Source organism: Photobacterium sp. TY1-4, from assembly GCF_025398175.1.
Lineage (GTDB): Bacteria > Pseudomonadota > Gammaproteobacteria > Enterobacterales > Vibrionaceae > Photobacterium.
The window spans coordinates 1,507,658-1,527,821 of the sequence record NZ_CP099734.1 but is presented as its reverse complement, the minus strand read 5'-3'; the positions used below and the strand labels follow the sequence as shown (position 1 = coordinate 1,527,821).

The 20,164-nt window shown below is 51.8% G+C and carries 18 protein-coding genes; 7 read left to right on the top strand and 11 right to left on the bottom strand.

The genetic code is table 11. From position 1 onward, the window contains the following. Positions 1–2,160: a TonB-dependent hemoglobin/transferrin/lactoferrin family receptor gene (locus NH461_RS07195; protein ID WP_261602555.1), complete on the bottom strand. Its 2,160-nt coding sequence runs from the start codon at positions 2,158–2,160 to the stop codon at positions 1–3. Positions 2,161–2,562: 402 nt separating this feature from the next. On the opposite strand from NH461_RS07195, the gene rplY reads away from it, so the two are divergent. Beyond that, on the top strand, positions 2,563–2,841 hold the full coding sequence (rplY, locus tag NH461_RS07190) for a 50S ribosomal protein L25 (RefSeq protein ID WP_261602554.1): 279 nt from the start codon (positions 2,563–2,565) through the stop codon (positions 2,839–2,841). A gap of 78 nt (positions 2,842–2,919) precedes the next feature. Here the strand turns inward: rplY and NH461_RS07185 are convergent, their stop codons facing one another. From NH461_RS07185 to NH461_RS07175, 3 genes are all read right to left on the bottom strand, one after another. Continuing rightward, positions 2,920–3,189, bottom strand: a complete 270-nt coding sequence (locus NH461_RS07185; RefSeq protein ID WP_261602553.1) for a DUF1289 domain-containing protein — start codon at positions 3,187–3,189, stop codon at positions 2,920–2,922. A gap of 123 nt (positions 3,190–3,312) precedes the next feature. After that, complete coding sequence (locus tag NH461_RS07180; protein WP_261602552.1) at positions 3,313–5,691, bottom strand: DNA polymerase II; 2,379 nt, start codon at positions 5,689–5,691, stop codon at positions 3,313–3,315. 48 nt (positions 5,692–5,739) lie between these two features. Continuing rightward, positions 5,740–6,513, bottom strand: a complete 774-nt coding sequence (locus NH461_RS07175) for a nucleotidyltransferase domain-containing protein (RefSeq protein WP_261602551.1) — start codon at positions 6,511–6,513, stop codon at positions 5,740–5,742. Positions 6,514–6,832: 319 nt separating this feature from the next. Between NH461_RS07175 and NH461_RS07170 the strand changes: the two genes are divergently transcribed. After that, positions 6,833–7,159 carry an HI1450 family dsDNA-mimic protein gene (locus NH461_RS07170; RefSeq protein ID WP_261602550.1) on the top strand — a complete coding sequence of 109 codons (327 nt, stop codon included), beginning with the start codon at positions 6,833–6,835 and terminating at the stop codon, positions 7,157–7,159. A gap of 146 nt (positions 7,160–7,305) precedes the next feature. On the opposite strand, the gene emrD is transcribed toward NH461_RS07170, so the two are convergent. From emrD to NH461_RS25810, 6 genes are all read right to left on the bottom strand, one after another. Then, positions 7,306–8,487: a multidrug efflux MFS transporter EmrD gene (gene emrD, locus NH461_RS07165; protein ID WP_261602855.1), complete on the bottom strand. Its 1,182-nt coding sequence runs from the start codon at positions 8,485–8,487 to the stop codon at positions 7,306–7,308. Between the two features lie 370 nt (positions 8,488–8,857). Then, positions 8,858–9,457, bottom strand: coding sequence for a GTP cyclohydrolase II (gene ribA / locus NH461_RS07160; RefSeq protein ID WP_261602549.1), 600 nt, complete (start codon positions 9,455–9,457; stop codon positions 8,858–8,860). Positions 9,458–9,961: 504 nt separating this feature from the next. Then, entirely contained in the window at positions 9,962–10,324 is a 363-nt protein-coding gene (locus NH461_RS07155; protein ID WP_261602548.1) for a hypothetical protein, read from the bottom strand. 115 nt (positions 10,325–10,439) lie between these two features. Continuing rightward, positions 10,440–11,741 carry an alpha/beta hydrolase gene (locus tag NH461_RS07150; protein ID WP_261602547.1) on the bottom strand — a complete coding sequence of 434 codons (1,302 nt, stop codon included), beginning with the start codon at positions 11,739–11,741 and terminating at the stop codon, positions 10,440–10,442. A gap of 175 nt (positions 11,742–11,916) precedes the next feature. Continuing rightward, entirely contained in the window at positions 11,917–13,203 is a 1,287-nt protein-coding gene (locus tag NH461_RS07145) for a patatin family protein (protein ID WP_261602546.1), read from the bottom strand. Between the two features lie 105 nt (positions 13,204–13,308). Next, the gene (locus tag NH461_RS25810; protein WP_410000097.1) at positions 13,309–13,398 is read right to left on the bottom strand and encodes a YnhF family membrane protein; all 90 of its coding nucleotides are present in this window, start codon (positions 13,396–13,398) and stop codon (positions 13,309–13,311) included. A gap of 145 nt (positions 13,399–13,543) precedes the next feature. Between NH461_RS25810 and NH461_RS07140 the strand changes: the two genes are divergently transcribed. The 5 genes from NH461_RS07140 to panP all read left to right on the top strand — a co-directional run bounded on the left by NH461_RS07140 (position 13,544) and on the right by panP (position 18,965). Further along, complete coding sequence (locus tag NH461_RS07140; RefSeq protein WP_261602545.1) at positions 13,544–14,146, top strand: hypothetical protein; 603 nt, start codon at positions 13,544–13,546, stop codon at positions 14,144–14,146. Between the two features lie 388 nt (positions 14,147–14,534). Next, positions 14,535–16,016 (top strand): sodium-dependent transporter, encoded by a 1,482-nt coding sequence (locus NH461_RS07135; protein ID WP_261602544.1) that lies wholly within the window; start codon positions 14,535–14,537, stop codon positions 16,014–16,016. 3 nt (positions 16,017–16,019) lie between these two features. Continuing rightward, positions 16,020–16,121, top strand: coding sequence for a MetS family NSS transporter small subunit (locus NH461_RS07130; protein WP_261602543.1), 102 nt, complete (start codon positions 16,020–16,022; stop codon positions 16,119–16,121). A gap of 484 nt (positions 16,122–16,605) precedes the next feature. After that, positions 16,606–17,118: a hypothetical protein gene (locus tag NH461_RS07125; protein ID WP_261602542.1), complete on the top strand. Its 513-nt coding sequence runs from the start codon at positions 16,606–16,608 to the stop codon at positions 17,116–17,118. A gap of 182 nt (positions 17,119–17,300) precedes the next feature. After that, positions 17,301–18,965 carry a pyridoxal-dependent aspartate 1-decarboxylase PanP gene (gene panP / locus NH461_RS07120; protein WP_261602541.1) on the top strand — a complete coding sequence of 555 codons (1,665 nt, stop codon included), beginning with the start codon at positions 17,301–17,303 and terminating at the stop codon, positions 18,963–18,965. 359 nt (positions 18,966–19,324) lie between these two features. Here the strand turns inward: panP and torR are convergent, their stop codons facing one another. Then, positions 19,325–20,041 carry a two-component system response regulator TorR gene (torR, locus tag NH461_RS07115; RefSeq protein ID WP_261602540.1) on the bottom strand — a complete coding sequence of 239 codons (717 nt, stop codon included), beginning with the start codon at positions 20,039–20,041 and terminating at the stop codon, positions 19,325–19,327. Positions 20,042–20,164 lie beyond the last annotated feature (123 nt).

Here is a 20,164-nt window from a genome sequence, read left to right as displayed (position 1 = left end):
TTAGAAGCGGTAATCCAGCGTTACGCCCCAGTTACGGCCAGGCTGTGTGCGGCGGTCAATTCCCTGCTCAGAGGCAGTCACCCCTTCCAGGTCCTGATACTGCCAGTACTTCTTATCCAAGGCGTTGAACAGACCCGCACGAAGCGTTAGGTCATTCACCGGACGATAGTACGCAGTCAGATCAACCACTGCATAACCCGGTGCCTTCACGTTCGGCTTCTCGGCAGCTTCCCAGTCACTCCCCGATTTATCATCGACCAGCGTGACATTCAGGGCGCTCCCCCAGTTGTCGTTCGGCGCATCGTAACCCAGACCAATCACGGCCGTTAGCGGCGCAATAGTGTCCAGACTTTCACCGGTGCGCTTGTCCTCACCATCCAGGTAAGCCACCGACAGTCGGGCATAAGAGCCCATCGGCGCGCCGACCATTTCATCCAACCACAGGCTGCCCTTGAATTCGACCCCGTAGATTTCAGCTTCATCTACGTTTTCGTTGGTCGTGATATCCAGACCATTGTCCGTGGTTGTGCTGCTCTTGATGAAGTTGCTGTAGTCGTTGTAGAACGCGGCCAGCTCCACGGCACCGGTGCGATGATCGGCACGCATGCCGACTTCATACGAACGGCTTTCTTCCGGCTTCAGATCCGGGTTCGATACAATCCGGTAGCCACGAGATGAGTTGTCCTTGTCATAGTACAACTCATAGATACTCGGAGAGCGGAAGCCCTCACTGTATTGCGCATAAGTACTGAAATTCTGGTTCCAGTGATACACCGCCCCCAGTCGCGCCGTCAGCGCATCACTATTGTGCTCGGTCAGTCCCGATGCTTGATCCGGCGTCGCGGTATAATCGTCATAGCGCAGGCCTGCGGTCACCACCAGCTGATCCGCCATGAAATACATCTGATCCTGGATAAACACCGCACGCTTTTCTGAATCAGATTCAGGAACCTCGGTATCGCCTGCACCCGATGTACCGCGATCCAGGAAGTAATCGGTATAATCCAGTTCAAACGAAGCATCCGATGCCGCTGCGCCGTAAGTCAGTGCATGACGATTCCCGGCCAGCGTCAACTCTTTCTCAAGCTGAATATCAAATTGCAGGCTTTCATTTTCACCCTGTCGCACCCGATTCCGGTTGCCGTAACGGCCGGTATGGTCCATGTTATCGTGCTCGGTTTTATTCTGGCTCCAGCTCAGCGTCCAGTTCAACGCATCAAAAGCAGCATTGCCCGCCAGCCATTCGTGTTCAATCCCCAGGCGAACCCGCTCATCTTTATCATCGGTACGAACATTGGTGTAGACAAACCCCGGGAACATGCCCCGACCGCCGTCAAAGCCTTCTCGCGACAACGTCCGGCCGTCTGCGCTTCGGGTATAGTATTCCCCGACCAGACCTACGCGGTGATGATCATTGATCTGGTAGAATGCTTTACCCAGCACATTGTGTGAGGTCAGGTTCTGCGGATCGGCTGCGCCGCGTTCCGGCCCTTCGATTTCTGCCCCGTCCCCATGAGTTTCGGTTTCATGGCCGTCACGATGGGTATAGATCAGCAAGGTTTCCAGATCACCGGTGCGATTGGCCAGCTCAAGGGTGGCTTTGTACTCATCACTGGCACTGGCATAACCGGTTTTCACACCGACGTGCGTATCATCCCCGGCTTGCAGTACATCTTCCGGGTTCTTAGTGCGCATCAGCACCGTACCGCCCAGCGCATCACTGCCGTACAGGGTCGAGGCCGGGCCTTTATTCACTTCGATTGCGGTCAGCGTATCCACCTCATAGGTATTCGCATTCATCCGCATCGCATCAGCACCTGGGTTATACGATGAAGGCTGCTCGACGCCATCGACCAGCACCTTCACGCGATTGCCACTCATCCCTCGGATCGTGAAGTCTGCCATCCCGAAACGACCCTGACCATTCACCGTCACACCCGGCTCATATTTCAGCGCCTGCTGGAGATCGGCCGACAAGTTTTTTTCAATGCTGTCTGAGTCGACTTTCGAAATACTCCCCGGCACATCCTTGATGCTGGCTTCTGAGCGTGTCCCTGAAACCACGATCTCATCAAAAACGGAAACACTTTCCTGAGCCTGAAGTGTTGGTGACATCGCAAGAACAACGGCGCTGGCCACAAGACTGAGCTTAGATTTCATAACCCCTGCTTAATAACATTATTATCGATAAGAAACTATAGCCGCAGTATTACAAATAAAAATGAGAATTACTATTATTATCACAGTGATCTGGATCAATTTTTCCTAAATACCTCTCGGAATGGCAAAGTTTTGCTTGCATTTATCTGTATTCCTATTATTTGCATTTCGAGTCATAGGAATACGCCCCTCAGACTGGTCAGCCCGGAGAGGCGTTCAGATTTCAGGCAATCTGATGAAGAGGTCACTGGTCGATGATAAAGCGCAGTTTTTTCTCACGGCTCAAGGTGTTTTCTCTTGCCCCACGGCCAGGGCAATGTTAGTATCCGCGCTCGATTTACGACATTGAGTAAGGTCGCATTACTCGATTGTCTTATTTAGTTAACTTAAAGAGATTTTAAGATGAAATTTGAAGCAGTAGTACGTACTGACCTGGGTAAAGGTGCGAGCCGCCGCCTACGTCACGAAGGTAAATTCCCAGCAATCGTTTACGGTGGTGAAGCAGCACCAGTTGCTATCGTCCTGAAGCACGATGACGTGATCAACAAAATGGATGACGCATCTTTCTACGAAGCGATCACTCTGGTAATCGACGGCGCTGAAGTTCAGGTGAAGCCACAAGACATCCAACGTCACCCGTTCAAACCAAAAGTTGAGCACATGGACTTCATCCGCATCTAATGCGAGTTCATCTCATCGAAAAAAGCGCCCTTGCGGCGCTTTTTTTTATTTCCGTACTTGATTCGTTTATCAACACCGCTACTCATCAAATAAAGAAGTCTGAGGATCCTCAGGGGCCGTTTCCGGTTGACTCTCCCCCTGTACCTGCACCGCAATAGCCTGCCTCCGCAAACGAAGATAGCGCTGACGACACAAGCGAATGGTATTGCGCTGCTCAGCCGCGGTCATCTTCTGCCAGTTAAAACGCTCTTCCCGATTACGCATGCAGCCCTTACAGTACCCGCGCTCATTCACCTGGCACACGCCCACGCACGGGCTGGGAATAGAAAAAAATTCCAGCTGTTCCATTCATCCTCCCGTACTGACTATATTCTATTGATCATAGACCGCTTGCTCGTTGCTCTCTGAGCATACTAAACGAAAAGAAACCGTCAGGAAAAGTCATCCGGGCGCTGGGGGCGGCTATCGCCGTTAAAACAGACCCAGCTGCGGCGCAGTGATCTCATCAAAGTGTTTGCCGATAAAGGGTAAAATTCCGTCGGCAACCGGTTTGAGTTGCTTTTCAATATAGTGGTGGTAATCAACCGTACTCTGCAAGGCCTCCTTCGGCTCCGGGCCGTTCAGTGTGATCAAATACTCGATCCAGCCACCGTTCTGATATTGCAGTGGCCTGCCCTGCTGGCGGTTCACTTCATCCGCCATCCGCGCTGCCCGGACATGGGGCGGCACATTTTTCTGATACTCAGATAAGTGACGACGTAACCTTTTGCGATACACCAGCTTATCATCAAATGCCCCGCTGTTGGTCTGTTCGACATACTGGCGTACATAATCTTCCACATCCAGATGATGGAAGACGCGGTGGTACAACTGCTGCTGAAATTCCTGAGCCAGCGCGGTCCAGTCCGTCCGGACGGTTTCCAGCCCTTTGTAGACTATGGTTTCCTCGTCGCCTCGTTTCACCAGACCAGCGTAGCGCTTTTTGCTGCCGGTTTCCTGACCGCGAATCGTCGGCATCAGAAACTTGTGATAATGCGTTTCATATTCCAGCTCCAGGGCCGATTCCAGGTTGTAGGTTTGCCGCAGATGCTCCCGCCACCACTGGTTAATATAAGTAACCAAGGCTTGTCCGATGGCATCGGCATCCGCCCCATCGTGAGCCCGCTTTAACGACACAAAAGTCGAGTCGGTATCGCCGTAAATCACCTCATAGCCTTTGCCTTCAATCAGCTCACGGGTCGTTTTCATGATTTCATGGCCCCGCATGGTGATTGACGACGCCAGACGGTGATCAAAAAACCGACAACCCGATGAACCCAGCACGCCGTAAAATGAGTTCATGATGATCTTAATCGCCTGAGAAAACGCTTTCTCCCCGTCACGCTTGGCCTGATCCCGGGCCGACCATAAGGCTTCGATCATTTCCGGCAGGAAGTGTTTTTCACGATGGAAACGTCCGCCCCGGAATCCGGCAATGGCTTGGTCGTCCGCCTTGCCCTCTTCGAGCAACAGCCCTTCAACCAATCCCAGCGGATCGATGCGGAACGAACGAATTATCGAGGGATACAGCGACTTGAAATCCAGCACCAGCACCGAATCATACAGGCCCGGCTTGGAATCCATGACGTAACCGCCCGGGCTGGCAATCCAGTTGTCGCTGTCGAGGCTGGGCGCAACATACCCGGCCCGGTGCAACTGTGGCAAATAAAGGTTGGTAAAGGCAGCAACGGAGCCGCCGACGCGATCCAGCTCCACCCCGGTCAGCCGGCTACGCTCGATGACAAAATCGAGCAAATGTGTTTTGTCAAAAATCCGCGTCACCAATTTGCAGTCCTGCAAGTTGTAGCGTGCCAGGGACAGCTTGTCGTGACGGAACATCTGGTTGATTTCCGCCATTCGGTCATGGACGTTGTGGATCTGCTTCCCTTCCCCCAGCAACTCCTGTGACACCGACTCCAGCGACCAGGAGCGGAAATTGTAGGTTGCTGTTTTCAGGGTATCGATCCCGTCCAGCACCACCCGTCCCGGCACCGTGATAAACCCCTGGTTAGGGTTCTGGCTCGACTGACGCCAGTGCGGGGTTTGTCCGCCCCGCCCGATCCGCAGCGGCAGTTGGTGCCACTCGGCGCGCTTCATCAGCAGACGGCAGTCAAAATCAATCACGTTCCAGCCAATCACAATATCCGGATCAAACCGGAAGAACCACTGCTCCAGGGCCTGCAGCAATTCTTTCTCGGAGGCAACCCACTGGATCCAGTCCACCGGCTCATCATCGGGTTTCGGTGCCCCGACCATGATCACCCGGCTATCCATCTCACTATGCAGTCCAACCGAATACAGGATGCCTTTTTCAGAACATTCGATATCCAGAGAAACCACAGACAGTCGGGGAATATAGTCAGCAGCTTTGGCTTTCACCTGCTGAACATCGGTATAACCAGCCCGGGGCAGGCTGACCCCGGCAAAAGCAATACCACCACGGATAAACCGCTCCATCAAAAAACGATCCGCCAGACGAATATCGGCTTCAAAAGGTTCAATGTGCTCGCTGCGAAGCAAGGCCGCCCCCTGCAAACTGTCTCTGACCGTCTGGCTGTAACAGCCATACATGCGCTGATGTTGAAAGTTTTTCATCGGCAAGGGACGCCAGGTCGCCGGGATCCCGGCCTCGCGCAGCAGCCGCTCCGCATGCGGATAATCATTTTCTGGAATAAAGCAGACCGGATGATCACCCTGCACCACCAGGCGGCACGGTCCTTCATCCGTTTTGACCCAAAGCACGATCTCAGTCTGACCGCGTGAATCTCTGCTCTGCCTGGTCAGCACAAAGCCTGTTCGTTGCGTTTGCAAAAATACCTCAGAGAACTTCCGGTGACATCAGCAGGCAGGCGATGTCCATCAACCAATCTTACGATCAATTTTATCAAATTCAGCCACGATCCAGCCGCCGAACGACTCAACCATAAACAGCGACGCTTTTTTCGGCACCTGAGTCCGCTCCACCAGGATAAACAAACGCTCGATATCGAGGGCCTTGTCAGGATAATGCCGCAGAAAGGCATCCGCACACTGCGGCAAAGAGAGCGCTAAACGTTGTTCCCGATGCATGACCAGTGAATAGCAGCTCCAGAGCATTTTCCGGGCAACCGCTTCACAGTAATCGAGATAATTCGCCACCACTTTGGTGGCCATTATTTTGGTACGGTATTCACTGAGCTCCGTTTTGATATCCCCGTTCATCGCTTTGGCAATATCCCAACTGGCCTCAAAACAACCAAAGCGGCTGGCCAAATCGTCACCATACAAACAGAGACAACAATGCTTGAGCCAGAAACCCCAGCGAAAAATCGCGTCCAGTGACAACACCTCCGCCAGTTCGCCGACTTTCAAATCCACAGCGGGGATGATGGGGTGATGCGAAGCAATGCGCCAGCGTAAGGTGCTCAGAACCGACTGCTCCGAGACATTCAGCGGTCGCTCCAGAATCAGCGTCAGGTTTAAATCCGATTTACCGGGTCTGGCTGCGCGTCGGGCCACACTGCCGTGAACATAAATGCTGTGCAGGTTTTTGCCCAAACCGGCCTTGAGCTGTTTCACAGCATCCAACAGGACCGGCAAATATTCATCCTGAAACGGCGTTGTGCCGTCAATGACAGGGAGAGTACGTGCCACGCTTTATCCTTTCCAATTGATTACACGATCAAGAACGGTGTTTAAGGTCCGCAATTCTAGCAAATCATCCCCCCTGAACGAATCACTGCGATCGATTCGCGGTGTTTTTCTCGTGGCACTGACGTCTCTGTCACCAAGTTGCTCAAAACAGCGCAGATCCCGAAGATGAAACTGGTCTGTGTCAGATGCAGCCACTGAACTCAATCACCGGTAAGCATCTTCCACGTTTGCACATCATCCGCCGCTGACGAGCCATCGCATCTTGATGCCGTTTCAGTATATAATTCAGGCTCACTCACACTTGAGATTTAACGAGTTTATGGATACATCAAACCTGATCGACTATGACGATGTCATTGACGCGGCTTACGATATTTTTCTTGAGATGGCTGCCGACAGCCTGGAACCGGCGGACGTGATCCTGTTCACCGCGCAGTTTGAAGACCGCGGTGCTGCTGAGCTGGTTGAAACCAAAGACGACTGGGCCGAACATGTCGGGTTTGATGTCGATAAAGACGTGTTTGCCGAAGTGCGTATCGGGCTGGTGAACGAAGAAAATGACGAGCTGGATGATGTCTTCGCCCGCATGCTGGTCAGCCGCGACCCGGACAACAAGTTCTGCCACATTCTGTGGAAGCGCGACTAACGCCGATTCAGTGAACGCGATTGCGCCAGCACGAATACAAAAGGGAGCCACTGGCTCCCTTAATTTTTGTTCGTGAGGACGTTTGTGCGGGTGTTGATGTTGATATGAAAAAATTCAACTGCCAAGCACACCCGAACGATTCACGCTTACGCCATCACCGGCGTATCCTGATGACTGCCACGACGCACCCAAACCAGACTAAATGCCACCAGCAGCGCCATCACCGCCATCACCATCCCCAGGCTCAGTTGATCATCCACACGCATCAGCGACGCAGCTAAGGTTGCCAGCCCGGCCCCCAGGTTCTGCAAGCCGCCCAGGATCGCACCAGCCGTTCCGGCATGATGCGGAAACGGTTCAATCGCAGCCGTCGTCGCCGCCGGAAACAGGACACCGGCTCCGATGAAATAGATAAAGGCACCACCAATCAGTGAATTCACCGTCACAAGTCCCGCCAGGCCCGGCAGCAAGATCGTCCCGGTCCCCAGGAGCACTGCACACATTCCCAGAAATAACACCCGTGCGCTGCCCAGACGCTTCATCAGCCGAGCTGACATCCAGGAGCCGGCCAGATAACCCGGCAGTGGCACGACAAACAGCCAGCTCACCGTTGTCGGATCCAGCTTGAGCACACTGCCGAGCAATACGCCCGCCGCAGCTTCAAAGACGGCCAGACCCGCAAAGGTCGCCACCAGACACAAAACATATCCCTGAAAACGACGGCTTGACAACACATACCGGTAGCTTTGCCACACCCGCTCGTTCCGGCGCCGCTCTGTCGGTAGTGTTTCCTTAAACCAAGCCATCATCGCCAGCGTGATCGCCGCGCCGAAAATCAGCAGGAAAACATAACTGGCATGCCAGTCAAATGCCGAGGATAAATAGCCGCCCAGCACCGGCGCAATCAATGGTGAGAAGATCACCCCCATGCTCACCAAGCTGTTGGCTCGGTGCAATTGGTCCCCTTCGTAGCAGTCTCGGGTCACTGTCCGGCACATAGCACCACCACAACCGGTGCCAATGCCCTGAACAAAACTGGCCAATAGAAACAGGTCATAGTTCGGCGCCAGCAAGGCCCCCACGGTGCCAAGCAGGAAGATCGTCATCCCCATCAGGATCACCGGTCGACGGCCGATGCGATCAGATAACGGGCCATAGATAAACTGCGATAAGCCATAAGGGATCAAATATGCGGCCATCACCGCCTGCAAGTAAGAGGACTCGACGGTAAAATAGGCTGACATGGCCGGGATCGACGGCACGTACATGGTCTGGGTCATTTGACCGGCAGCCGCCAGAATGATTATTAAAAATAACAGCTTTGCCATACCGGCAGCAGAAGATTGCTGGAACACAACCTATCCCTCATCACAGAATAAAATAATGAAAACTTGTCTAAATCAGAGAAAAACAGCCAAAAGGCAGGATAAAAAACCAAATCTAATCAACTGATAAAACTTGATACTCAGTTTTTGCAGATACTTAGATTCAAGTACTGTTTTATGGTGGAGATACTAATCCGGAAGGTAAAACCTGGCAAGCATTTAACTCGGCATCAGCACGAAAGTTTATTATGATTTGGATTAGTATATCTAATGAATAACTTCAACCACAGAGCATGTTTTTGCTCTTTAATGTGAAAATAGATAATAAAAAACCCTGCCAGGCAGGGTTTGATGATTCAGGTTGGATATCGCTTTAATCGAAATTGAACCGGTGCTTGCCGTGGCTGGCTTTCGTCCGCAGGTACTGCTCGTTGCCCTCTTTAACATGCGCCTTGGTCCCGACAACTTCAGCAATCTCAATCCCGTTATCTTCCAGTTCTTTGATTTTTTTCGGGTTGTTGGTCACCAAACGGATGGTTGAGATCCCCAGTGCTTTCAGCATAAACGCCGCTTCACTGAAATCCCGCAGATCGTCACCAAACCCCAAATGGTTGTTGGCTTCATAGGTGTTCATGCCCTGGCTTTGCAACTCATAGGCATCAATCTTGTTATAGAGGCCAATCCCGCGTCCTTCCTGACGCAAGTACAGAAGTACACCACCCTCTGCACCCATTTTTTGGATCGTTTCATCCAACTGCTCACCACAGTCACACCGTGAAGAGTGAAACACATCTCCAGTCAGGCACTCTGAGTGCATCCGAACCAAAGGCGGGACAGAGCGTTTGTCCGCTTCCTGAAAAATCAGGGCAACATGCTCTTTCCCTGATTCAAGGCCGTTGAAAGAAAGCAGTTCGGCCGCGATGTTACTCTGCAAGCCCACTTTAAAAGGCACACGTGCCCTAACATTCACCATGTTGTTCCTAATATTTCCGCATCAGCAATGAGACCCGAACGAATACAATGCCAGCGCACCCCGCCTGCCTGAAGCAGCCATTCGTCCCGTCCATCATTGCCGGTCATGTGACTTCATGTCCAATCGCCATCCTAAGTTGTTGTTTAAGATGTTCTGGGGCAATTGAACACGCCTTGGTATGGCCTAGATGATATCTAAAATTATTACACTAAAACAGCGCAACCGTGTTTCTTCAGCGCATCAGTCCGGGAGACTGAGCGCCCTTTGTGCACGATGTGTTATGTTATAACATATCCACCCCGAAAGTCATTATGCACCCAGGCGCAATCCTGCGATGAGTAAGAACACCCTGACAAATCGGCAGTATCAAACTGCTTCTCCGTACAGTTGAAACATGGGGTCTCCGTTCGACGGCATCTCGGCAGACACGCTTGCGGCGCGATATTCATGATCTTTATTCAAGCTATACAGGCAAGATCTCTATGCAAGCGCTACATTCAAGTGCTACACCAAACGATAACGCCGCTCGATCGCCGGATGAAGAAACGTGCAGACGGACAGCAACGTCAGACAGATCACCGCGCCCATTATCACCAACATTCTCCCCCAGCTCTCTCCCATCATCAGACGGTCGACCAACATCTGGGCGGTGATCATCACCCAGCCAGACGCCACGGCCAATGTCGCTAACTGGATGAACCTTGCAGCCCAGGCTTGTCGGACACACAGGGGGGCAGGCAGCAGCAATAAACACAAAAACCAGCCGATCTCACCACCCCGGAGAAAATGTGCCGCCAACAGCCAAAAGCTCAGCACATTGGCCGATATCAGTCCGATGACGGACAATCTGTCATTGTTGCGTGCCATACCCGCTCCCGTACATCACTTGCTTATTAAGTTGCAATTAATATACACCTTCATTCAGCATCACGAAACGGATGATTGACGACCTCATCATCGGACTGGGTGAGTCCAACGATAATTATGGACGCTGCGCGATGATCGCTTCCTGCTCATCAGCCAGCCAGATCAACTGATCCAGGATCCGCTCACCATCGGCGCGCAGCCCGTTGTGCTCATATTCGTTGGTCATCCAGGCTTTAGCGTTGGCTAACTGACGCAGCGTATCGCAGCTGTAATCAAACTCGACATACATATCTTCCACATAGACAGCGGCTGCAACCGGTACCGGGTTGTTCGCCAACTGCGTCGGATCGTAGAGCTGCGGCCAATCAGATTTCTCAGCCAGGATCTCCGCGGCCGCTTTCAGTGGCTTCAGCGTGTCAAGTTGGTCAAACATCCAGGGGTAAACCATTTCGCCAGTGAAGCAAAACGGCTGGCCCGATGTATACGTACACTGCGGGTACTCATCCCGAACCCGGTGCGCAGACCAGCTGGACGCACTATGCTGACAATAAATCGACTCGTGCAAAATTGCGTAAATCGGATTGGTCTGGTAAGACTGCTCTGCCAGCATGGCATTGAGAAAGCTATAGCTGAGGGTCGGCTGACCATCGACGTCGACAAAAGCTTGTTCCAGCAGATGGTACAAAGCAAGCCCGCCACCGCTGCGGCCCAGGTTAATCCCGATCAACTGAAATTGCTCCACGGTAAAGCGCTGACCGTTCGGCAACCGGACATCGTATTGCAATAAGTGATCGGCAATCTGGCAACACAGCACCTGCGCCTCAGGGAACTGGGCAAAAAACGCCGCATTCTTATCCAGCACCCGCTGGTAAGTCGCCCGATACACATCATCTGCGTGTCGGGTCAGCGGCGGGATCCCGCCAGTAATATAGGCGCGACTCAAACTGCCCGGATACGCGGACAAATAAGTGAGAATGCAAAAGCCGCCGAAGCTCTGGCCTAACAGCGACCATTGCGCGATGCCAAGCTGAACACGAATCGCCTCAGCATCACGGACGATATTGTCCGCCCGGAACTGGCTCAGATACGCAACCTGCGCATCTACAGATTGACCGGCCAGAGTCTGAGCACTCACCACCTGGCTATTGCCGGTTCCCCGCTGATCCAGAAGCAGCACGCGATATTGTTGCAATGCACGCTTTAACCACCCCGCGTTGGCCTCAGGACGTGGCGACGGAAATCCCGGTCCCCCCTGTAGATACACCAACCAGGGCAGATCCTGATCTTGTTTGTCTTTGGCAACGACTTCACGAGCGAAAACCGAGATGGTCTCCCCTTCAGGTTGCGCATAGTCCAGAGGCAGTTGGAACTGGTGTGCGCGGCACAACATCCCATCGACAACATAAGCTGACTGCACGGTATACTCCTTGTCTGTCGGATTGTCCGTTTTCACGGGAATAGCTGTTCAAAACCGTATCATAAAAGCCTTATCATATCAGACAGATACCCCACAGGCATCCGGTAGCCAGCATCAGGTCGTTCGGAGAGAAATTGAGCAATGAGTATCGCAGGCCGATAAAGCCAGCAGACGACTAGCGGAACAGGGTGGTTTGCGCGTTGAGCAGCTCGGCGAAGTGTTCCAGGAACTGCCGCCCGACGAGCCGGCCTTCGCGGTAGTCGACTTCGAGATCATCCTTGTCGCTGAGCAGCGCCCGACTGCGCAACGCCCGCTCCGGGGCGATTTGGATCACTTTCAGTCCGTCCGGCGGCTCAAGTAAGAACTGGTTCAGATCTTCATAAGTGCGATAATAACGGTTCAGCATTTCGATAATTTCGGTACTTTTTCCCTTTCCGGTGATGGCCAGAAAGCGCTCAATGTTATCTGCCGACAGCAACCGCCACTGACTGCTCTTCTCAACCCCGACTACGGGTTCAGGCACCACGGCTTCGACCTCGAGTTCAGCCTCAATTTCCATCGGCGGGAGCGCGACACGGCTTTCCGGAAACGACGCGTCATCAGCCTCCACCGGCTTGTCGTGCCACTTTACCGGCTTGTCGTGCCACAGTTTCCATTGCTCAAATCGCTGCGTCAGATCGGTACGGATCGCTTTAACCTTGTCCAACGACTGGTTCAGGCTCAGCTTATCGATATATTCCGGCAGGACGGCTTCAATTTTCTCCCGCCAGTCGTTGAATGCACCGGTTTCTTCACCTTTCGGACGCTGTAACGGCTCGGTCCGGACAACAACCACTAAATCCGCCCCCCGGTGCCAGGCTTCTTTCACCGGCACTGCAGCGCTGACACCACCATCCACCCACTCCAGTTCACGTAAACTGACCGGCAGGTTATACAGCACCGGAATCGCACAGGAAGCCCGCAGCACTTCCTGCCAGTCATCCTGGAACATCGGCAGATAAATATCTTCCAGCGTATCTTTGCGGGTTGCACACGCCAGCGCCGTACGATGGCGCAAGACCTGTCGGGCGGTTGCTAGATCCAACTGCAACGGTCCTTGCTCTGCCACCTGTTGCATCGCCCAGTCCAAATTCATGGGTTTTTGCTTGCTCAGATATTTATAAAGATTGAAGAATTCGTTTTCAGTGGTGTAGTCAACGATGAAATGGTAGCCAAACTTCTGTTGCCGACTAATAAAAGAGGAGAGATTCAAGGCGCCGGCTGAAGTACCGATATAGAGTTCAAAGGGGTCGAACCCGGCTTCAAGAAATGCGTCAAAGACACCCGCAGTAAAAATGCCCCGCTGTCCACCGCCCTGGACCACCAAGGCAATTTTCCGGTTACGGGTGCCACTGAGTTTCGTCGAGAAACTGTTAACACGCTGTAAATCAAGATCGCTTAAACTAAATGGCAGATGATTCATCAAAGTCACTCGTGTCAAAGTTCGTTGGCCACGTCCAGCTGACAGCGTATCACCGATAGTCTAATTGATACAAAAACCATTAAAAGCCCTTGTAGAACAAGGGCATTACATGGTGACTGAGATAATACCGAAACTCAACAGCACACTCATCACGATCGCTGCAGTTAAGAGTGCTAGTTTTAAATCGAATTCCATGTTTATTTCCCCACTCAAAGCAATGTTTTAACACATTATTAACCCTAATTGGGGGTCAGTTCAAGCTTATTTACAATAAAAGCGCATCATTTTCAGAATGCTGTCACAATTAACTTAACTTAGGTCAAAGGAATCTTATCTAGCTATGAAGGTACTGCCTCTTGCATCGGTGATAGGACTGCTGATGCTCACAACCCTGTCCCCCCACGCCGCTGCGGAAAACGCAGTTTATGTCACGCCCTACTTCGGCTACAGCTTTTCTGAATCCGCTAGCGACGAAAACGGAAGCAGAGTACGCGTTCAGGATGATCCCCATCTTGCATTAGCGCTGGAAACCGATATGGACAACGGCCGGGTCGGGCTGTTTATCAGCCACCAGCCGACCGAGATGAAAGGAATTCAAGGCGATGGCTCCCTGACCTACGTTCATTTCCAAAGTGCCGTTCGCTACCAGACTTACCCCCAGGTCGATACCATATTCGGCCTGTCGCTGGGCACCACAGTCTCGCAAGTTGACTGGTTAGATGAAGATTTACTGTTTTCAGCAGGCGTTTTTACCGGCGCCGAATATAAAATCAGCCACAACACCCGTCTGGTGTTCGAAGCACGGTGGTTAGCAAACCGGCTCGACGGCCAGTCGAAGCGGGACTGCCAACTGCAAAGCAGCGGTGCCGATTGCCAAATTCGTTTCGATTCTGAATGGCTTAGCCAATGGCAAACCAACCTCGGGCTGAGTATTTCTTTCTGAGCACATACTCTAAAGGCTAGATTATCTAGCCTTATCCCGCCTCCGCATGAAGAACAGCTGTATTTTGATGAATTAACAGTCAGAGTCATCCTTTTCAAAAAATAATATTTCTCCCTATCGTGTCCCGGAACAATAGTTAGATCCTCTAATTATTCCATTTACCCATCTAATTTAGCTTATCTGTCCTACACTCAAACAAAAGTTAACACTAGGGCTCCACAGGGCTAACAAACCTACACTCTATTGCTTTACATTCTTAGTCTGGCTAATCTCAAATCATTAGCGTGGTTGTTCAATCCAGATTCCACGTTACAGGAAGTAAAAATTCAGAATAATTAACTTTGATTTCAAAGTTACATAGAGAATTGCAGTACATAAGGAGATGCTTATGAAACGTGAACAATGGGGCTCCCGTACCGGGTTTATCCTGGCAGCGGTCGGCTCCGCAATCGGTCTGGGGAACATCTGGCGATTCCCGTATATGGCTTATGAAAACGGCGGCGGCGCATTTTTTATTCCTTACCTTTTCGCCATGCTCACTGCCGGTATTCCATTTATGATTATGGAGTTCAGCCTGGGTCATAAATTACGCGGCGCTGCGCCACGTGCTTTTGCGAAGGTTGGCGTTAAGTTTGAATGGCTGGGCTGGTTCCAGGTCTTTATTGCCACCGTGATTGCCGTCTACTATGTCGCCATCATCGGTTGGGCAATTTCCTATCTGGGCCACTCGTTTACCCAGAGCTGGGGCAGTGACACCAACGCCTTTTTCTTCGGCGAATACCTGAAACTGGGCGATAACACCCCGACCCAACTGGGGAGCCTGCAGCTGCATATCGCGATTCCGATGGCGATTGCCTGGGCAATTACTTTTGCGGCGATCTTTACTGGCGTCAAAGGCGGGATCGAACGCGCCAGTAAAATCATGATGCCGCTGTTATTCCTGTTGGTCCTGGCCCTGATCAGCCGCGTCGTATTCCTGCCGGGTGCGATGGATGGCCTGAACTACTTGTTCCAGCCGGACTTCAGTAAGATTCTCGATGCCAAAGTCTGGTCTGCGGCCTACGGTCAGATCTTCTTCACCCTGAGTGTCGGCTTTGCCATCATGATCGCTTACTCCAGCTATCTGCCAGAAAAATCAGATATCAACAACAATGCGTTTATGACGGTGTTGATCAACTGTGGTTTCTCCATCACGGCAGGTGTCTTGATCTTCGGCGTCCTGGGTTACATGGCACAAGAGCAAGCGAAACCGCTGACAGAAGTCGTTTCGGCTGGGGTTGGCCTGGCGTTTGTCACCATTCCGGCGGCAATTAACCTACTGCCGGCACCGTATATCCTGGGTCCGTTGTTCTTCCTGGCTCTGGTTGTTGCTGGCCTGAGCTCGCACATCTCAATCCTGGAAGCGGTCACATCGGCCATCATTGACAAACTGCATTGGTCCCGGAAGAAAGCGGCCTCTGTGGTATGTGGGATCGGCTTTGTGGTATCGATGGCATTCGCCACCAACGGCGGCCTGCTGCTGCTGGATCTGATCGACTACTTTATCAACAACGTGGCACTGCTGACCAGCTGTCTGATTGAACTGCTGATTATCGGCTGGCTGTTCAAAGCGGCAGATGTTCGCAGCTACACCAACAATATTTCAGAGTTCTCAATCGGGAAATGGTTTGAAATCTGTATTCGCTTCCTGAGCCCGGCCATGCTGGCGGTGATTCTGGGGACTAACCTGGTGAACACCTTTAACGACGGCTACGGTGGTTACGCGGTCTCTGATCTGATGCTGCTGGGCTGGGGACTGGTTGCTGCGATGTTTGTTGTAGCAGTAATCATCAATCTGGCATCCAAAACCCACACTCACCAGGAGGCGTAAGTTATGACATTCGGCGCAATTATCATGATGCTGTTCGGACTTGGGATCACCTGGGGAGGCGCGGCTTACTGCATCTCCGTAGCGATGAAGCACAAGCAACAGTAATCCTTAATCTCAAAAGAGGCTTCCGACGAAGCCTCTTTTTTATTGATGCGCGCGTATTCAATGATCCTGCGTATTCATTGCTCGTTGCAAATTAACAGCTCCTGGCAAATTAATAGCTCTTTGCGAATTAATCGCTGCTCGCGTATTGGTTGCAGCTTGCGTGTGTTCAGGGACAGCTACTCTGCTCAGATTACTCTGCTTGGAAGGCATTATTGACTCAGCGTTTCAGCAATAAACTATGAGCCAAATCAATACAGAACCGCACCAAAATTTATCACACAAATGCAAGCTGATAAATTCAACTTTGTTAGCCATGATTCATTCCGGCAAAGATCCCTTTTCTTTATTATAATCCTGCCGTTACAATCCCCCGACCTTCTGTTCAATTCGATGCACTGTTATTCGCTGTTTTTAAGCGGCTAATCAACAGTCAGCGATGCGTTCAGCCATAAATCTAAGAACAGTCTATTCACAAGGAAAGGCAATGAAGTTACCTGCTATTATACTCTCGCTTGCACTCCTCCCTTCTACCGTGCTTGCTGCCGATACCAGTTGTCAGAGTGATAAATATCACCAGTATATTGATGCTTCCCTGTCGTGGTACCAGAGTCTGGTCGATATCGCGGTCAAGAAAGATCCGAGTCTGAAAGAGGTTGGGGATTGGTTCCTGGAAGGTCGGAAGCACCACTTTGAGCTCAATCGCGAAGCTGTTGACTGGTACTTAGAAAATGATACCGACAAGCTGGCACTGTCTCAGCCCATCGAGTCCTGGCTGAAGCTCACGCAGCAGGATGTAAAAGCCCTGTCACTGCAAGACAATACACTGGGCCATATGGCGAAACTGTCGTTTGATGATCGCCAAAGCAAACCGCACCCGAAAAACTATGAGCTGCGCAGTGCCTTTGCCGATCTGCTGACCCACCCGGGTGACATCGATCAGCCGCTCAATATGTACAACGAAAAAATGACCGCAATCGCAGCCATTGAATGTGACTAACCCGCGAGCAGGCCGGGCCGTACACGGCCCGGCCTTGCGCCAGCCTGCCCCGTTTTGCCCCTGTTGAGTTCTCCGAAAACCGCCGTAAACGCAACCAATTTGGGCTTTTTACGGGACATAACAGGTAAATTGCATTACATTAACAGCAATTTGCCAATTTCAGTTTGAAGCACATATGTCCTATGGCAGTAGATAATCGAAAAGCCGATGCGACGGAAGAATCGCTGCATCGCATCTTTACCGTGCCGGAGGCACCCGATTCGACCCTGGGCCGGATTGAAAAAGAGATTTCAGAAAACCTGAATGCGTTTCTTCAGACGCACATCGCGGCAACGGAAAAGCCGCTGGTCGACATTGAGAAGGACTTTTCTTCGGCAGATATTCCGGAAACCCCTTCTTTTGTCTCTGACCATACCCATTTCCTGCTTGATAAACTGGTTGCCCAGTCGGTCCATACCTCTGCACCGAGTTTTATCGGCCATATGACCTCGGCATTGCCTTATTTCCTGATGCCGCTGTCCAAAATCATGATTGGCCTGAATCAGAACCTGGTCAAGATTGAGACCTCCAAAGCCTTTACGCCGTTGGAGCGTCAGGTGCTGGGCATGCTGCACAACCTGATCTACCACGAGTCTGAAGACTTCTACCAACAATGGATGCACAGCGCCAACCATTCGCTGGGTGCCTTCTGCTCCGGTGGGACCATTGCCAACATCACGGCGCTGTGGGTGGCTCGCAACCAGGCCCTGCGCCCTGACGGCGACTTCCGGGGCGTGGCCCAGGAAGGTCTGTTCAAAGCCATGAAGCATTACGGCTATGACGATCTGGCGGTGCTGGTGTCCGAGCGCGGCCACTATTCGCTGAAAAAAGCCGCCGATGTTCTGGGCATTGGGCGCGACAGTCTGATTGCGATTAAAACCGATGACAATAACCGAATCGATCTGCAGGCACTGTCACGCACGCTGGCCGACCTGAAATCGCGCAATATCAAGCCGTTCGCGATTATTGGTGTCGCCGGCACGACCGAGACCGGCAACATTGACCCGCTGGAGCAAATGGCCGATATCGCCCAAGCGCACGACTGCCATTTCCACGTTGATGCGGCCTGGGGTGGTGCAACGCTGATGTCCGACAAGTACCGATCCCTGCTGCGCGGGATCGAGCGCGCAGACTCCGTGACCATTGATGCCCACAAGCAGCTGTACGTGCCGATGGGCGCCGGTATGGTCATCTTCAAAAACCCGGCCCTGATGACGGCGATTGAACATCATGCCGAATATATCCTGCGGAAAGGTTCGAAAGATCTGGGCAGCCACACTCTGGAAGGCTCGCGCAGCGGAATGGCGATGCTGCTGTTTGCCAGCATGAATATTATCAGCCGGCCCGGCTATGAAATGCTGATCAACAACAGCATCGAAAAAGCCAAGCACTTTGCTGCCCTGATCGAAGCGCACCCGGACTTTGAGCTGATTTCCGAGCCGGAGCTGTGCCTGCTCACCTATCGCTATGTCCCGGCCGCAACGCAAAAGGCGCTGACACTCGCCTCAGCAGAAGAGAAAAAAGCGTTGCTCAATGCGCTCAATGATCTCACCAAGTTCATTCAGAAGCGGCAGCGGGAATCCGGGAAATCATTCGTCTCCAGAACCCGGCTGAATCCGGTGAAATGGGACCGCAAGCTCACCACCGTGTTCCGGGTCGTGCTGGCCAATCCGCTCACCACCGAGACGATTCTGGAAGACGTGCTGACGGAGCAGCAAGCACTGGCCAAGGAGAGCAGTATCAGCTTACCAACGATCCAATCGCTGACGGATCGCATCTTAAAACGTGAGCAAATTTCGTACTCCTGAGTGATATAAAAATAGCCTGGCATCGGCCAGGCTATTTTATTTCCGTCTCATTTCATATCTACACAAAAAAATAAACTAAAAATATTGGGCGCATTTTTTTAATAAATACCGGCTCATTATCAGCATATTTTTCATTTCCGTTCCGCCAAAGTTAAATGGTCGTTAAAACGCAATAACATCACTTGAAAAAACCTAACAAGCACCTGATTTTACGCGAGTCATTCTTCTTGATTCAGATCAACGAAAGTGTGATTAACTCAAACGGCTTCAGCCAGAATCACTGAAAAACCAGCGATTTATGACAAGTTATGAATAAGTCAATGATGGCCAAAAAGTACGTCAAAAATAAAACTCCCGGGTTATGAATCCCCGGCAAACATATATCCTTCCCCATGAACCGTCACGAAAATCTGTGGGTTTTTCGGGTCGGTTTCCATCTTGGCCCGCATCCGGCGAATCAGAACATCAATGGTCCGGTCATTCGGCGCTTCAACCCGGTGGCTCAGCATATTCAGGATCCGCTCGCGGCTCAGCACCACATTTGGGTGGGAAGAAAAGGCCACCAGCAACTCGTACTCCGCCTTGGTTAACTTCACCGGCTCGCCATGGTGGGTCAGCGCCCGGCGGTTGATATCAAACTGCCAGTGACCGAACGAAATGATATGGCTATCTTGCGGGCTCACCGCCCCTTTTATACGGGCCTTTTCCGCTAACCCAATGCGCCATAACAGGTTTTTCACCCGAACCAACAGCTCGCGCAGCTCAAAAGGCTTGGTGACGTAATCATCCGCGCCCATCTCCAGGCCGACAATCCGGTCGATACTGTCCACCCGTCCCGTCACCAGAATAATACCGACTTCAGAGCGACTTCTCAGCTCCCGGGTCAACAACAAGCCATCTTCCCCGGGCAGATTAATATCCAGCATCACCAAATCGATGCGCTCATTGGCCATAATTTCCCGCATCCGCTCCCCGCTGTCGGCCTCACTGACCTGATAACCCTCATTTTCAAAATACCCCACCAGTTTGGCGCGGGTTACAACCTCATCTTCGACAACAAGAATGTGATGACTCATTTTTTACTCTTACTTAAATTCAGCAACTTTTTAAACGGTAGCACAAGGTATGCCTGTTAACAATTTTTAATAAAGCAGGCAATCCTGTTCACCCCAGGCCTGAACCTTATTCATATCATGGAA